The organism is Streptomyces sp. NPDC008150 (assembly GCF_042956945.1).
Classification (GTDB): domain Bacteria; phylum Actinomycetota; class Actinomycetes; order Streptomycetales; family Streptomycetaceae; genus Streptomyces.
Window position 1 is genome coordinate 254,698 of sequence record NZ_JBIBHJ010000014.1, and the last position, 14,640, is coordinate 269,337.

A 14,640-nucleotide genomic window follows, 5' to 3' on the forward strand; every position below is an offset into this window, starting at 1 on the left:
GACGGTTGTCCGTCGCGCCACCAGAAGGGGTGAACGGTCGTAACTTTCCCGCGCGGGTTGCGTTTCGCGAGGCTAGGCGGTCACGGGAGCCGCCCCCGGCGTGCTGTCACGCCGCCGACAGGGCCCGTCGGCGGGCCCGCCGTTCGGCGGCCACCTCCGGGTCGAGGGCCGGTACGGCGGCGAGAAGCTGACGGGTGTACGCGTCGCGGGGGTTCTCGTACACACTGTCGGCGGGTCCCTCTTCGACGACGCGGCCGCCGCGCATCACCGCGACCCGGTCGCTCACCTGCCGCACGACGGCGAGGTCGTGGGCGATGAAGACCAGGGCGAGCCCGAGTTCGCGCTGGAGTTCGCCGAGCAGCGCGACGACCTGGGCCTGTGTCGTGACGTCGAGCGCGGAGACCGGCTCGTCGCACACGACGACGGTCGGTTCGGCCGCCAACGCCCGTGCGATGCCCACGCGTTGACGCTGCCCGCCGCTGAACTCGTGCGGGTAGCGCCCGTAGTGGGCCCGGTCGAGGCCGACGCGTTCGAGGAGTTCCCCGACGCGCTCGCGGATGCGCGACTCGTCCCGTTCGCCGCGGGCGCGCAGCGGGTCGGCGATCGACTCGCCCACGCTGCGGCGGGCGTTGAGGGAGGAGACCGGGTCCTGGAAGACCATCTGCACGTCGGGCCGGACTCCCCCGCCGGGGGTGATCCGGCCGGCGCTCGGCTCCAGCAGGCCGACGAGCATGCGCCCCAGGGTGGTCTTGCCGCTGCCGCTCTCGCCGACGACACCGAGGGTCTCGCCGCGGTGGACGGTGAGGGAGACGCCGTCGACGGCGGCGACGGCGTTGCGGCCGCGCCCGAAGACCTTGCCGAGGCCGGTGGCGCTCAGGACGGCCTCGCCGACGGGCCCGGAGGGGGCGCGCGGCGCGTCCACGCGCGGGACGGCGCCGAGCAGTTCCCGGGTGTACGGCTGGGCGGGGGCGCTCAGAACCGTGCGGACGGAGCCGTGTTCGACGGCGCGGCCGTGCCGCATGACCAGGACGTCGTCCACGCTGCCGGCGGCCACGCCCACGTCGTGGGTGACGAGCAGCAGCCCCATGCCGGTCTCCTCGCGCAGGGTGTGCAGGAGGTCGAGGATCTGGGCCTGGACGGTGACGTCGAGCGCGGTGGTCGGTTCGTCGGCGATCAGCAGCTCGGGTTCGCAGGCCAACGCCATCGCGATGAGGGCGCGTTGGCGCATGCCGCCGCTGAACTCGTGCGGCCTGGACCGGGACCGCCGTGCGGCGTCGGGGATGCCGACGCGGTCCAGCACCTCGACCGCCCGCGCGCGGGCGGCCCGGCGCGGCGCCTTCGTGTGCAGCCGGTACACCTCGGCGATCTGGTCGCCGACCGCGTAGTACGGGTCGAGGGAGGACAGCGGGTCCTGGAAGACCATGGCCGCGCGGGCGCCGCGCACGCGCCGCAGTTCCTCGTCCGTGCACGACGCGATGTCGGTGCCGGCCACGCGGACGGTGCCGTGGACGGTGGCGCCGGTTCCCCGGTGCAGCCCCAACAGGGCTGACGCAACGGTCGACTTGCCCGATCCGGACTCGCCGACGAGGCCGAGCGCGGCCCCCTTGGCGAGCCGGAAGGACAGCCCGTCGACGGCGCGCAGGGCGCCGAACCGGACGGTGAGGTCGCGGACGTCGACGAGCGGTGCGTCCACGACGCCGTCCGCCTGTTCCCCGAGGGCCTTTCCGGTAGGGCCGTTCACGCCGCTCATGCCAGTACCACCCGTCGGTCGGCCACCGCGAAGAGCACATCCGCGACGGCGTTGGCGACAACCACGAAGAATCCGACGACCAGGACCATCCCGACGACGACCGGGAGGTCGACGACGGCGACGGCGTGCACCAACTCCTGTCCCACGCCGGGCAGTCCGAAGAGCGTCTCGGTGAGCACCGCGCCGCCGACGGCCGAGCCGACCGTGTTGGCGTTGAGCGCGATGAGGGACGCCGTCGCGCCGCGCAGCGCGTGCCGTCCGATGATCGAACGCTCGCCGACGCCGTACGCGCGGAAGGTGCGGATGTGGTCCTCGGCGAGGGTCTCCAGCATGGTCGCCCTGGTCAGCCGGGCGAACGTGGCGGACTCGATCAGGGCGAGCGAGAACCAGGGCAGCACCAGGTTCCACGCCCACTGTTCGGGGTCGTCCGCGAGGTTGACGTACTGCGGGAACGGCAGCAGGTGCAGCTGGCCGCACACCACGATCATCAGCACCAGGCCGACGACGAAGACCGGGGTGGCCGTGCCGGCGAGGGTGAGGGCGGTCAGGGCGCGTTCGCTGAACCGGCCGCGCCGCCAGGCGGAGAGCACACCGGTGCCGACGCCGAGCACGAGCCACAGCACCATCGCGCCGGCCACCAGGGAGAGGCTGACCGGCAGTTTGGTCAGGATCAGCTGGGTGACCTGCTGGTCGCTCTGGTACGAGAAGCCGAGGCAGGGCGCCGAGCAGTGGCCGACCGCGGTGCCGGTGGAGTAGTCCTGACCGACGAGGATGCCCTGGAGGAAGTGCCAGTAGCGCACGTACAGCGGGTCGTCGAGGTGGAGTTGCTCGGAGACCTGGTGGACCTGCGCGGGCGAGCAGCGCAGACCGCAGGTGATCTGCGCGACGTTGGCGGGGGTGACGTAGAAGACGACGTAGATGATCACCGAGATGGCGAGCAGGGTGACGACCGCGCCGACGAGGCGCCGCAGCGCGAACCCGCCGAAGCCGCCGAGTCCCCGCAGACCGTCGAACCGGAAGAGGCCGCCGAGGCGGCCGGCGGTGCCGGTAGTGCTCACGCGCCCTCCTCCTTCCGCGAGTCGGCCGCGGACGGGCCGGCGGCCGGCGCCGCGGCACCGCCCGCGGGTGCCGCGGGCGAGCCGGGTGCCGCTGCGGACCTCGGCACCCCGGCCGAACGCCCATCCCTGTCAGCCGAGTCGGGTGTCTCCGCACCCTCCGCCTTCGCCTCGCCCTTCCGCCCCGTCCCGATCCGCAGCCGCGAGGCCGCACGCGGGTCGAGGGCGACGCGTACACCGTCACCGAGGACGGTCAGCGCGAGGACGGTGACGAACAGCGCGCCGGCGGGCAGCAGCAGGTACTGCGGCGCCGCCTCGTACCAGACGTCGGCGGCGGTGAGCATCTGGCCCCAGGACGGGGTCGGGGGCTTCACGCCGACGCCGAGGAACGACAGCGCCGCCTCGACGCCGATGTTGCCCGGCACCAGCAGGGCGGCGTAGGTGATCACGGGCGCGGCGAGGCCGGGCAGGAGTTCGCGGCGGGCGATCCGCCAGGAGCCCCAGCCGCTGAGCCGGGCGGCGGCGACGTGGTCGAGTTCGCGCAGGGTGAGCGTGTGGGCGCGCACCAGCTTGGCGATGAAGCCCCAGGCGATCAGGCCGATGACGAAGGTGACCAGGACGGGCCGGGGAACACCGTCGGGGACGACCGCGAGCAGCGCGAGCGCCATGATCATCAACGGCATGGCGATGGTGATCTCGGTGAGACGGCTGAGGAGTTGGTCGATCCAGCGTCCGCCGAGGGCGGCGGCGAGGCCGACCGTGACACCGATGACGACCTCGATCACGGTCGCCGAGAGGGCGACGCCGAGGGAGACCCGGGCGCCGTACACGAGCCGGGCGAACAGGTCGCGTCCGGTCTGCGGTTCGACGCCGAGCCAGTGGGAGCCGTCGATGCCGCCGAGCGTCCCGACCGGGACGCCGCCGCGGGCCGAGTCGACGAGCGAGGGGTGGTAGGTCGTGGGGTCCTGGCCCTCCAGCGCGGTGAGCACCGGCGCGAGGAGGGCGACCAGGACGAGGAGGGCGACGACGGCCGCCGCGACGAGGGCGGGGCGCTGGGCGCGCAGCCGCCACCAGAACTGTCGGGCTCCCGAGGCCGCCGGGACGGTGCTGTCCGTCCCGGCGGCGTGGGGGGCCAGGAGGGCCTCGGTCATGGTTACTTGACCGCGACCTGCGAGATGTCGAGGACGCCGGTCCAGTCGCTGATCACGACGTTCTTGATGTCCTTGCCGTACAGGCGCTTGTAGACGGGGTGGAACAGCGGCACGACGAGGGCCTTCTCGGCGATCTTCTTGTCGAGGGCGCCCCAGCGCTCGGCGGCGGCCGCCGGGTCGGTCAGCTTGTTGATGGCGTCGATCTCGGCGTTGACCGACTTGTCGTTCAGCAGGCCGGTGTTGAAGTTGGCACCGTCCTTGACGATCTGGCGGCCGTCGAAGATCGGGGCGAGGAACGGACCGCCGGTCGGCCAGTCGGCGCCCCAGCCGGTGATGAAGAAGCCGGGCTCCGAGGTGCCGCTCTGGGTCTGCTCGGAGTAGTCGTTCGCTTCGAGTCCCTTGAGCTTGACCGTGATTCCGGCCTTCTTCAGGGCGTCCTGGACGGCGGTGGCGATCTCGGATCCGGACTGCGTGGTGGACTCGTTGGAGTGCGTGAGGGTGATGGTCAGGCCGTTCGCGTAACCGGCCTCCTTCAGCAGTTCCTCGGCCTTGGCCGCGTTGCCGGTCTTGCCCGCCGGGTAGAGGTCGTAGGCGTTGTAGCCGAACGACGGCTGGTCGGGCAGGAAGGTGGTGGCGGGGTCGGCGAGCGAGGAGCCGCCGGCCGCGTTGACGACCGAGGAGCGGTCCAGCGCGTACGAGATCGCCTGGCGCACCTTGGCGTTGTCGAAGGGCTTCACCGTCGGGTTGAACGCGAGGTACTGGGTGTAGCCGAACTTGCCGGTGCCGACGCGCGCGGAGAGTTCCTTGTCGCTGCTGGTCTTGGCCAGCTCGGCCGGGCCGAGGTTGGTGTCCGTGGTGACGGCGGCGGCGTCGGTGCCCTGCGAGGCGGACAGCCGCTGGTTGATCACGGACGAGTCGAGACCCGAGCGGACGTCGATCTTGTCCGGGTAGGCCTTGCGCTCGGCGTCCGTCGAGGCGGACCAGTACGTGTTGCGCTCCAGGATGATGCGCTCGCCGTCGTTCTGGTTCTCGACGACCTTGTACGGGCCCGAGGAGACGGGGTGTTCCTCGTACTTGGTGCCGGTGTCCTTGCTCTGGGGCACGGGCGCGAACTGCGTCTGCGTGGCCAGGTAGGGGAAGTCGCCCTCGGGCTTGTTGAGGTGGAAGACGAGGGTGGTGCTGTCCGGCGTCTCGATCGCGTCGAGGCCGCCCTTGTCCTTGTACGGGCCCTGGTAGTCGGCGGCGCCGACCAGCCAGTCGCGCAAGTAGGGCGCTCCGCCGGAGAGTTCGGAGGCGAAGGAGCGCTCGATGCCGTACTTGACGTCCTGCGCGGTGATCGCGGTGCCGTCCTCGTACTTGAGGCCCTTCTTCAGGTGGTACGTCCACACGGTCGCGTTCTCGCTCGGCGTGCCCGTGTCGGTGGCGAGGTCGGGGACGACCTTCGAACCGGCCGCGCCGTTCTCCCGGTTGCGGGTGGTCAGCGTGCGGAAGACGAGCGAGGGGACGTTGCCGCCGCCGGAGGTGTAGAGCCGCGCGGGGTCGAAGTCCTGCTGCGGGTTGGAGTTCAGGACGGTCAGCGTGCCGCCCTTGTGGGGGGTGGAGTCACCGCCGGCGCCCTCGGCACCGCTGTCCTCGGGGCCGCAGGCGGCGGCGCCCGCTGCCACGACCAGGGTGACGGATGCCGCTGCTGCCAGGCGGCGCGCTATGACGGACGGTTGACGCATCGGAGTGACGACCTCTCGAAGGGCGAGACGAAACGACGGAATGTGAGACGGACGGGCACAGACGTCCGCCCCGGCGTTCGGTCACCGTGGGCCGTGCAGCGCGTCGCGGCGCGCCGGATGCGCGCGGGAGCGACGGGGTGGGGGTCGTGACGAGAACGCCGGAGGCGGACGTCAGCGACAGTCGATGTCGGCCACGCAGAGCGCGGTCACGCCGAACAGCGCCAGCTCGATGGCGGCGCTCCGGGAGGCGTGTACGGACGACATGAGCAGGAATATGAATGAACTTTTCCCCGATGTCAAAGGGACATAGGGGACAATTTGTCAACTCGTGGGGTAGGGCCAGGGGTTGGCGAGGCAGTGGATGCCGTCGTGGTCGAGGAACTTGGTCTGCTGCTGCATGACGGGGGCGAGTTCGCCGTCCTCCTCGCAGCTCACGTGGTGGTGTCCGAGGCGGTGGCCCACCTCGTGGTTGATCAGCATCTGCCGGTAGGCGTGGATCGCGGCGTCCCCGTACGTCGTCGAGCCCTGCGCCCAGCGGTACGCGTTGATCATGACGCGCTCGGTGAGGGCGGAGTCGCAGGAGACGTTGTCCACGGTGGTGTCGAGCCCGGACTTCTCGCACCAGACGGCGGTGGTGCCGGGGCTGGCGAGAGTGATCACGAAGTCGGGGTCGCCGGTGGAGACGCGGGCGAAGGTGCGCTCCCCGTTGTGCGCCCAACTCCGGTCGTCGTTCAGGGTTTTCTGCACCGCCTCGGCGAACAGCTCCCCGTCCAGACCGAGTCCGCGCTCGACGTCGACCCGGTAGGTGTACTTCTCCCCGGTGCCGGGCGCCCTGTCGCTGCCGGGGACCGCGTCGAACTTCCCCGATCCCGCGAGCGTGGGGCTCAGCGGATAGGTGACGGCCATCTCCAGGGCGTACGTCTGCTCGGCGGTGAGCGGCGTGGGCGACGGTGAGGGCGCGGCGCTCGTGGCGGGCGGCGCGCCGCCCTGCCCGGCGGCGCTCCGGGACGCGGCGGTGTCGCCGTCGCGGCCGTCGGCGACCTGCCCGGCGACGATCACGGCGAGCACCGTGACCACCGCGGCGGCGGCGATGCCGGTGAACGCGCGGCCCCTGCCGCCGCGGCCGGTGCCCGGCGCCCTCGCGGGAGGCGGGCCGTCGTCGGCCGCGTCGGTCATCAGGGCGCCGGGGGGCAGGTCGTCGTCGTAGGGGCCGGTGGCCGGGTCGTGGGGTGCGGTGGCGCGCGCGGGGGCGCCGGACCGGGGTGCGAACACGTCGTCTTCCTCGTCGAGGGCGTCGAAGGCGTCGAGGTAGTCCTGCCGGGGGCCGCGGGCGCCGCTCGGGCGCCGCCGCGGAACCGCTCCGACGGGACCGCCGGCTATCCCGGCACCCGCACGTGCGCCGGGACGCGCGGACCGACCGCCGCGCACCTCACCCGGCCCGACCTCGAACGCGCCCCAGGCGCCGCCTTGTTCACGCTGCTCCGGGTGCCCGCCCCTGACCCGGGGTACACCACCGGTCCCGGGCCCGCCGGCCACCCGCCCCCGTCCGCCCGCACCCGGGTCCGGCGGACCCGCCGCGGGACGGCCCGGCACGGGCCCCGCACTCCCGGCCCTCGGCAACCCCCTTGCGGGTGTGTCCTGTTGCAGCCTCGGGACGCCCAACGGCGGTGTTCCGAACCCTGGTTGGTTAGGCGGCGGTTGCTTCGGCCCGGGGCGGCCCGAAACGGTCCGCTGACCGGGGAACGCCGGTGGCGGCGCGCCCCGTTCGGCGGCATCGGGAACCACCGGGCCGCCGCCCTCGACCGTGTCCTTCCCGCGCCGGCTGTGGCGTCCCACCCGCCCCTCAGCCCCCCGAACCCGAGGCGGACACGCGGTCGTCGGCGTGGGGGGCGGCGGACGGCACGACGTCGCCCGCGGTCTCGCGTTCCCGCACGTCGGCGAGGAGTTCGCGGAACGCGCCGGCCACCGTGTCCGGGTACTCCATCATCGCGACGTGACCCGCGTCGGGCAGCGTCAGCAGCCTGGAGTCGCGGAAGGCGCGGTCCGCCCTGGCCGCCATGCGGTACGAGACGAGCTGGTCACGGCCGCCGTAGACGAGCAGCGTGGGCGCGAGGACACGCTCCGCCTGACGCCACAGCCCGTGCTGGCCGCCCAGCGTGTACGCGTTGACGATGCCGCGCGCGGAACGCGTCATCGCGTCCCAGAAGTACGGCAGTCGGAGCCGGCGCTCCATCTCCTCTACGGCGGCGCGGAACCCGTCCGGCGTGACCTGCGCGGGGTCGCCGTAGCAGAGCTCCGTGACGCCGCGCACCCGCTGCTCCGCCGTCCAGCCCCGGGTGATCCGGGTGAACAGGGCGGCGACACCGGGCACCGCCAGCAGCCCCGTGGGCACCGCGGAGCGCTGGACGCGGATCTCCGGCAGCGCGGGCGAGACGAGCGTGAGGGTGCGCACCAGGTCGGGGCGGACGGCGGCGACGCGGGTGGTGATCGCGCCGCCGAGCGAGTTGCCGAAGAGGTGCACGGGGCCGCGGCCCGCCGCGTCGAGGTAGCGGATGACGGCACGCGCGTGCCCGGTGACCGAGTAGTCGCCGTCGTCCGGGGGCGGCGAGTCGCCGAAGCCGGGCAGGTCGAGCGCCTCGCTGTCGAGGTCGCCGGCGAGGCGCGACATCAGCGCGGACCAGTTCTGCGAGGAGCCGCCGAGCCCGTGCACGTACAGCGCGGGCGGCGCGCCCTCCTCCTCGGGGGGCCTCGATCGCACGGTGAGCGTGATGCCCGGCAGGCCCACCGAGCGCAGCCGCTCTCCCTCTTCGACCCTGACGGGCGACACCTTCGGGAGCACGTTGGAGGCCGGTACGGACGGCTCGGTCGAGGACATGCCGCAATGTTACGAGACGATCACGCCTGCGGATCGTGTGTTCGGTGTCACAGACCGGACGACATTCCCGGGCATTCCGGGGGTCTCGGACGTCGGCGGGCCGCCGCCCTCCCCGCGGGCCCCCGCGGACGTCACCCGGACCGGCGACGTCCGCCGCGCCCCGACCGCCGCCCTCCCGCGCGCGTACCGCCCGACGCGGACCGCATGGCGTGCGGAACGGGTGTCTCCTACGCTCGTAATGAGGGCACCCGGCAGTGACCCCTGCTGGTTCAGGGACATCCGTACGAAGGGAGCCCACGCATGACCGCCGACCCCACCGAGCCCGGGACCTATCCGGACGAGGACACCACCGGACTCGACGTCGAGGCGCCCGCCGCCGACGCGGCCGAGCAGAACACGGACCTGGCCCCGACGGGCGACGAGGAACCGGCGACGGACCCGGTCGAGGCGGACGAGGCCGACGTCGTGGAGCAGTCCCGGGTCGTCGCGCACGACGAGGACGACTACCGGTGACGGCCCGGCGAGGACGGTGAGGCCGCGCCGAGGACACCGCACCGGCCGTCCGCGCGTACCGCCCGCGCGGTGACGCCGGCCCGGACGGTCCGCCGGGGCGCACTCCGCCGGACGGTCCGGGCGGTGTCCACCGCGTCACGTTCACGGCGTTTCATGCCGTTTTCGATGCCGTCCGGTCCGTGAAATTCTCCGCTCGCACCGCCCACGCCGGGGTTACCGAAAAGTACGATGGCGGCGCGGCGCACACCGCATGAGGACAATCTTGGGAGGCGGCGTGACAGCCATCGAGCAGACAGAGGCGGCACGCCCGCGGGGTACGCGGCTGCCGCGCCGTGCCCGCCGGAACCAGCTGCTGGGAGCCGCCCAGGAAGTCTTCGTCGCGCACGGCTACCACGCCGCCGCCATGGACGACATCGCGGAGCGGGCGGGCGTCAGCAAGCCGGTGCTCTACCAGCACTTCCCCGGCAAGCTCGACCTGTACCTGGCCCTCCTCGACCAGCACTGCGAGTCACTGATCGCCTCCGTGCGCACCGCGCTCGCGTCGACGACCGACAACAAGCAGCGCGTGATGGCCACCATGGACGCGTACTTCGCGTACGTCGAGGACGACGGCGGCGCCTTCCGTCTGGTGTTCGAGTCGGACCTGACGAACGAGCCCGCGGTGCGCGAGCGCGTCGACAAGGTGTCGAACGAGTGCGCCGAGGCGATCTGCGAGGTCATCGCGGAGGACACCGGCCTCTCGCGCGCGGAGTCGATGCTGCTGGCCTCGGGCCTCGGCGGACTCGCGCAGGTGGTGGCCCGCTCCTGGCTGCACAGCGACCGCAGCGTGCCGCGCGACCAGGCCGTCCAGCTCCTCGCCTCCCTGGCCTGGCGGGGCATCGCCGGCTTCCCGCTGCACGGCAGCGAGCAGCACCACTGACCCACGCCTCCCGCTCCCCCGGTGTTCGCTCCTGGCGTTCCCCGGCGGAGCGTGTACGTCCCCTCACCGGGCTAATGTGTGCTGGGTACGGCGCGGCAGGCCGCGCACTGAGGACCGTCGGAGGGACATGGCCGTGGAGGTCAAGATCGGCGTGCAGCACGCGCCCCGCGAGATCGTTCTTGAGAGCGGTCAGAGTGCCGAGGAAGTCGAGAAGGCGGTGTCCGACGCGCTGGCCGGCAAGGCGCAGCTCCTGAGCCTGGTCGACGACCACGGCCGCAAGGTCCTCGTCCCGGCCGACCGGCTCGCCTACGTCGAGCTCGGCGAGGCGGCCCCCCGCAAGGTGGGCTTCGGCGCGCTCTAGCCGCCGGCACGACAGACGCACGAGGAGGGGGTCCGCGGCCGACGAGGCCGCGGACCCCCTCCTCCGCGTTCCCGGCACCCGTCCCGAACCCCTCCCCGAGCCCCTCCCCTGAGGCCTCCTCGAACGGCCCTCGCGGGCGGCTCGCGGGGCCCGCGCCCCGCCCCGTTCCGTGCACAGATGGAGCACACGACGCGCACAGAGGAGGGTTGCGTTCCGCGACCCCCGGGTATGACGGGCTACGTCCGTGATGTGCAGGACCGCCGTGTGGGAGGGAACCCTTCATGATCTTGGAAGCGCTCAGCTCCGCCGTCCTCGGCCTCGTCCTGGCCTGGGCGGCGTCACGCCGGCTTTCGCACCGGCTGCCGGCCCGTTCACTGGTGCTGTCGACCGGTGTCGCCGGCGCGCTCTTCGGCTCGTTCGTCACGCACAGCGTGTTCGGCCCGGGGAGCTTCCTGCTGAGCCTGGTCGGCGCCGCCGTGGTCGGCGCCGCCTCACTGTCGCTGCTGCTGCGCCCCGCCGGGCGGCTGCGCAGGCGTTCCGTGACGGCCTGACGGCAGCACGCCCACTCGTACCGCACCGCCCGCGCGGGGCCCTCAACTCGGGCCCCGCGCGGGCGTGTTCGGGGGATGTCCGGGGAGACGGGAGGCGTGGCCTCAGGCCGCGAGGCCCAGCGCCGCCATCCGCTTGGTGTGCGCCTCGGTGATGCGGGAGAACATCCGGCCCACCTCGGCGAGGTCGAAGCCGTCCGCGACACCGCCGACGAGCATCGTCGACAGGGCGTCGCGGTCCGCGACCACGCGCTGCGACTGCGACAGCGCCTCGCCCATCAGCCGGCGGGCCCACAGCGCGAGCCGGCCGCCCACCCTCGGGTCCGCCTCGATGGCCGCGCGCACCTTCTCCACGGCGAAGCTGGCGTGCCCGGTGTCGTCGAGGACGGCCAGCACGAGCGCGCGGGTGTCCGAGTCGAGGCGGGCGGCGACCTCGCGGTAGAAGTCGCTGGCGATCGCGTCGCCGACGTACGCCTTGACGAGGCCCTCCAGCCAGTCGGAGGGCGCCGTCTGCCGGTGGAAGCCGTCCAGGGCGGCGACGAACGGCTCCATGGCCGCCTCCGCCTCCTCGCCCATCTCGGCGAGCCGGCCGCGCAGCCGCTCGAAGTGGTGGAACTCGGCGGACGCCATCTTCGCGAGTTCCGCCTTGTCCCCCAGGGTCGGCGCGAGCTTCGCGTCCTCCGCGAGGCGTTCGAACGCCGCCATCTCGCCGTACGCGAGCGCGCCCAGCAGGTCCACGACCGCGGCGCGGTAGTGGGGATCGACGGCGGCCGTGGCCCAGTCCTGGGCGGCGATCCCGGTGGCCGCGGGCGGGACGTCGGGAGCGTTGTCAGGGGTCGTCATGAAGCGCACAATAGCCCGCCCGGCGCAACGCGGAAGTCCCTGCTCAGTCAGTGTGACGACGGCTACGTGACCTGTTCGGCCGTCGCATGTGCGCGATTCCGGGGTATGGTGGTAATGCGCCTGCCGAATATTCGTCGGGCCGCATGCATGAGGATGCCCGGTCGGTGGCCCGATCGGCTCCGACCCGACAGCCCTCCCACGCCGTACGGCACCACGCGTACGACGACCGGAGGGATCCCTCAGCGGTACGAGCGCTAGAGCGTCGGCTGTGGTCCCGTGCCACTCGGACCGCCCGCAGGGGCGTCCGACGTCCCCGGCACGGTCTGACGACACGACCCCCGCGTTCGCCTCGCACCGCACTCACAGAAGAGGCAGCACCCTGACTACGACGTTTCGTGAACTCGGAATCCTTCCCGAGACCGCCGAGGCCCTGGAAGCCGTCGGCATCGTCAACCCCTTCCCCATCCAGGAGATGACCCTCCCCGTCGCCCTCGCGGGCTCGGACGTCATCGGACAGGCGAAGACCGGCACGGGCAAGACGCTCGGCTTCGGCCTCCCCCTCCTGGAGCGGGTGACCGTTCCCGCCGACGTCGAGGCCGGCCGCGCGAGCGCCGACGCCCTCACCGAGGCACCCCAGGCGCTGGTCGTCGTTCCCACCCGCGAGCTGTGCCAGCAGGTCACCAACGACCTGCTGACCGCCGGCAAGGTGCGCAACGTCCGCGTCCTCGCGATCTACGGCGGCCGTGCCTACGAGCCCCAGGTCGAGGCCCTGAAGAAGGGCGTCGACGTGGTCGTCGGCACCCCGGGCCGCCTGCTGGACCTGGCCGGCCAGAAGAAGCTCAACCTCAAGCACATCAAGTCGCTCGTCCTCGACGAGGCCGACGAGATGCTCGACCTGGGCTTCCTGCCCGACGTCGAGCGCATCGTCAACATGCTTCCGGCCAAGCGCCAGACGATGCTGTTCTCGGCCACCATGCCGGGCGCCGTCATCAGCCTGGCCCGCCGCTACATGTCGCAGCCCACGCACATCAGCGCGACGTCGCCGGACGACGCGGGCAGGACCGTCGCGAACACGAAGCAGTTCGTGTACCGCGCGCACTCCATGGACAAGCCGGAGATGGTCGCGCGCATCCTCCAGGCCGAGGGCCGCGGCCTGGTGATGGTCTTCTGCCGCACCAAGCGCACGGCCGCCGACATCGCCGAGCAGCTCCAGAAGCGCGGCTTCGCCTCCGGCGCCGTCCACGGCGACCTCGGCCAGGGCGCCCGCGAGCAGGCGCTGCGCGCCTTCCGCAACGGCAAGGTCGACGTCCTCGTCTGCACCGACGTCGCCGCCCGCGGCATCGACGTCGAGGGCGTGACCCACGTCATCAACTACCAGTCGCCGGAAGAGGAGAAGACGTACCTGCACCGCATCGGCCGCACCGGCCGCGCGGGCGCCTCGGGTACGGCCGTCACCCTCGTCGACTGGGACGACATCCCGCGCTGGCAGCTGATCAACAAGGCGCTGGAGCTGGACTTCAACGACCCGCCGGAGACGTACTCCACGTCCCCGCACTTCTTCGAGGACCTCAAGATCCCCGCGGGCACCAAGGGTGTCCTGCCGCGTTCCGAGCGCACCCGCGCCGGGCTCGCGGCGGAGGAGGTCGAGGACCTGGGCGAGACCGGTGGCCGCGGCGGACCGCGCGGCGGCCGTCGGGGCGGACCCCGCGCCGAGGAGCAGGAGCGTCCGGCGGAGCCGCGCACCCCGCGCCGTCGCCGCCGCACCCGCGGCGGTGACAACGGCGACGCCGCCGTCACCGGCACCGCGCCCGCCGAGACCCGTGGCGCTCCCGCCGCGGACGGCGTGGAGGAGACCGCGGGGCCGCGTACGCCGCGCCGCCGTCGCCGCACCCGCAACGGCGCCCCGCAGCAGGCCGTGACGCAGGCGCCCGCCGCCGAGGCCGTGGACGCCGTGGTGCCGGAGGCCGCACAGGCCGCCGTCGCCGCTGCCGAGGGCATCGTCGCGGACGCCGCCGAGACCGCCGAGCCGGCCCCGCGCCGCCGCCGGACCCGGAAGGCCGCCGCGAGCGCGCCCGCCGAGACCGTCGCGGTCGTCGAGGCCGAGGTCGCCGTCGCCGAGCCGGCCGCCGAGGCCGTCGCCCCGGTGACGGCACCGCGCCGCCGCACCCGCAAGGCAGCCGTCGCCGCCGAGCCGGCCGAGAGCGCGGTGGACACGGCGGAGGCCGTCGAGGCCACCCCCGTCACCCGGCCGCGCCGCACCCGCAAGGCCGCCACCGCCGGTATCCCGGCGCAGACGGCCACCACCGCGGAGACCGCCGTCGAGACGGCCGAGGGCACCCCCGACGCCGCGGAGGCCACGCCGCGCCGCCGCACCCGCAAGGCCGCCGTCGCCGTCGAGGCCCCGCAGGCCGAGGCCGGCACGGACGTCGCCGAGGCACCGGTCGCCAAGCCCCGCCGGGCACGGAAGACCGCGGCTCCGGCCGAGGCCGCCGTGGACACGGCGGAGGGCACCGAGGCCGCTGCCGCGGTGACCAGGCCGCGCCGCGCCCGCAAGACCGCCGCCGCACCGGAGGCCGAGGCCGAGGTCGCGGAGGCGGCTCCGGCCGCCACCCGGCCGCGCCGCGCCCGCAAGACCGCGGCACCGGCCGCCGAGGCCGCCGTCGAGACGGCCGAGGGCACCGCCGACGCCGCGGAGGCCAAGCCGCGCCGCCGCACCCGCAAGGCCGCCGTCGCCCCCGAGGCGGCGCAGCCCGAGGCGGAGGCGGCCGAGCCGAAGAAGCCCGCCCGCCGCACCCGCAAGGCCGCGGCGGCGCCGGAGTCCGAGAACACCTGACACGGCGCCGGTCCGTGACCGGCACCGGATCTCCCGACGGCCCGGCCCGCCTCGTGCGGACCGGGCCG

General features: G+C 73.5%; 13 protein-coding genes. 5 read left to right on the forward strand and 8 right to left on the reverse strand.

What is annotated here, in order from left to right; all coding sequences use genetic code 11:
• Positions 1–106 precede the first annotated feature (106 nt).
• The 7 genes from ACFZA0_RS29995 to ACFZA0_RS30025 form a co-directional block, all read right to left on the reverse strand.
• Positions 107–1,750, reverse strand: coding sequence for a dipeptide ABC transporter ATP-binding protein (locus tag ACFZA0_RS29995; protein WP_391022712.1), 1,644 nt, complete (start codon positions 1,748–1,750; stop codon positions 107–109).
• Positions 1,747–2,754, reverse strand: a complete 1,008-nt coding sequence (locus tag ACFZA0_RS30000; RefSeq protein ID WP_391022799.1) for an ABC transporter permease subunit — start codon at positions 2,752–2,754, stop codon at positions 1,747–1,749. The genes ACFZA0_RS29995 and ACFZA0_RS30000 overlap by 4 nt, the downstream gene beginning before the upstream one ends.
• Before the next feature lie 50 nt (positions 2,755–2,804).
• Positions 2,805–3,956 carry an ABC transporter permease subunit gene (locus ACFZA0_RS30005; RefSeq protein WP_391022713.1) on the reverse strand — a complete coding sequence of 384 codons (1,152 nt, stop codon included), beginning with the start codon at positions 3,954–3,956 and terminating at the stop codon, positions 2,805–2,807.
• Positions 3,957–3,958: 2 nt separating this feature from the next.
• Positions 3,959–5,680, reverse strand: coding sequence for an ABC transporter substrate-binding protein (locus ACFZA0_RS30010; protein WP_391022715.1), 1,722 nt, complete (start codon positions 5,678–5,680; stop codon positions 3,959–3,961).
• Positions 5,681–5,851: 171 nt separating this feature from the next.
• Complete coding sequence (locus ACFZA0_RS30015; protein ID WP_391022716.1) at positions 5,852–5,944, reverse strand: Ms4533A family Cys-rich leader peptide; 93 nt, start codon at positions 5,942–5,944, stop codon at positions 5,852–5,854.
• A gap of 57 nt (positions 5,945–6,001) precedes the next feature.
• On the reverse strand, positions 6,002–6,952 hold the full coding sequence (locus ACFZA0_RS30020) for a DUF3152 domain-containing protein (RefSeq protein ID WP_391022718.1): 951 nt from the start codon (positions 6,950–6,952) through the stop codon (positions 6,002–6,004).
• A 571-nt stretch (positions 6,953–7,523) separates the two neighbouring features.
• The gene (locus tag ACFZA0_RS30025; RefSeq protein ID WP_391022720.1) at positions 7,524–8,555 is read right to left on the reverse strand and encodes an alpha/beta fold hydrolase; all 1,032 of its coding nucleotides are present in this window, start codon (positions 8,553–8,555) and stop codon (positions 7,524–7,526) included.
• A 300-nt stretch (positions 8,556–8,855) separates the two neighbouring features.
• Here ACFZA0_RS30025 and ACFZA0_RS30030 point away from each other — a divergent pair, with 300 nt between their 5' ends.
• The 4 genes from ACFZA0_RS30030 (at position 8,856) to ACFZA0_RS30045 (ending at position 10,899) form a co-directional block, all read left to right on the forward strand.
• Positions 8,856–9,068 carry a hypothetical protein gene (locus ACFZA0_RS30030; RefSeq protein WP_391022722.1) on the forward strand — a complete coding sequence of 71 codons (213 nt, stop codon included), beginning with the start codon at positions 8,856–8,858 and terminating at the stop codon, positions 9,066–9,068.
• Positions 9,069–9,342: 274 nt separating this feature from the next.
• Complete coding sequence (locus ACFZA0_RS30035; RefSeq protein ID WP_391022724.1) at positions 9,343–9,987, forward strand: TetR family transcriptional regulator; 645 nt, start codon at positions 9,343–9,345, stop codon at positions 9,985–9,987.
• A 133-nt stretch (positions 9,988–10,120) separates the two neighbouring features.
• A complete protein-coding gene (locus tag ACFZA0_RS30040) occupies positions 10,121–10,348 on the forward strand; it encodes a DUF3107 family protein (protein WP_391022801.1) in 228 nt (75 codons plus the stop codon).
• Between the two features lie 281 nt (positions 10,349–10,629).
• Entirely contained in the window at positions 10,630–10,899 is a 270-nt protein-coding gene (locus ACFZA0_RS30045; protein ID WP_391022726.1) for a hypothetical protein, read from the forward strand.
• Between the two features lie 102 nt (positions 10,900–11,001).
• Here ACFZA0_RS30045 and ACFZA0_RS30050 read toward each other — a convergent pair whose 3' ends face one another.
• Positions 11,002–11,739 (reverse strand): ferritin-like fold-containing protein, encoded by a 738-nt coding sequence (locus ACFZA0_RS30050; protein WP_391022728.1) that lies wholly within the window; start codon positions 11,737–11,739, stop codon positions 11,002–11,004.
• Between the two features lie 472 nt (positions 11,740–12,211).
• Between ACFZA0_RS30050 and ACFZA0_RS30055 the strand changes: the two genes are divergently transcribed.
• Positions 12,212–14,572, forward strand: a complete 2,361-nt coding sequence (locus ACFZA0_RS30055) for a DEAD/DEAH box helicase (protein ID WP_391022730.1) — start codon at positions 12,212–12,214, stop codon at positions 14,570–14,572.
• Positions 14,573–14,640: the final 68 nt, after the last annotated feature.

Excerpts from the sequence above, each read along its gene's own strand:
- ACFZA0_RS29995 (WP_391022712.1), bottom strand. The coding sequence starts at position 1,750 with ATGAGCGGCGTGAACGGCCCTACCGGAAAGGCCCTCGGGGAACAGGCG.
- ACFZA0_RS30005 (WP_391022713.1), bottom strand. The coding sequence starts at position 3,956 with ATGACCGAGGCCCTCCTGGCCCCCCACGCCGCCGGGACGGACAGCACC.
- ACFZA0_RS30010 (WP_391022715.1), bottom strand. The coding sequence starts at position 5,680 with ATGCGTCAACCGTCCGTCATAGCGCGCCGCCTGGCAGCAGCGGCATCC.
- ACFZA0_RS30015 (WP_391022716.1), bottom strand. The coding sequence starts at position 5,944 with ATGTCGTCCGTACACGCCTCCCGGAGCGCCGCCATCGAGCTGGCGCTG.
- ACFZA0_RS30025 (WP_391022720.1), bottom strand. The coding sequence starts at position 8,555 with ATGTCCTCGACCGAGCCGTCCGTACCGGCCTCCAACGTGCTCCCGAAG.
- ACFZA0_RS30030 (WP_391022722.1), top strand. The coding sequence starts at position 8,856 with ATGACCGCCGACCCCACCGAGCCCGGGACCTATCCGGACGAGGACACC.
- ACFZA0_RS30045 (WP_391022726.1), top strand. The coding sequence starts at position 10,630 with ATGATCTTGGAAGCGCTCAGCTCCGCCGTCCTCGGCCTCGTCCTGGCC.
- ACFZA0_RS30050 (WP_391022728.1), bottom strand. The coding sequence starts at position 11,739 with ATGACGACCCCTGACAACGCTCCCGACGTCCCGCCCGCGGCCACCGGG.
- ACFZA0_RS30055 (WP_391022730.1), top strand. The coding sequence starts at position 12,212 with ATGACCCTCCCCGTCGCCCTCGCGGGCTCGGACGTCATCGGACAGGCG.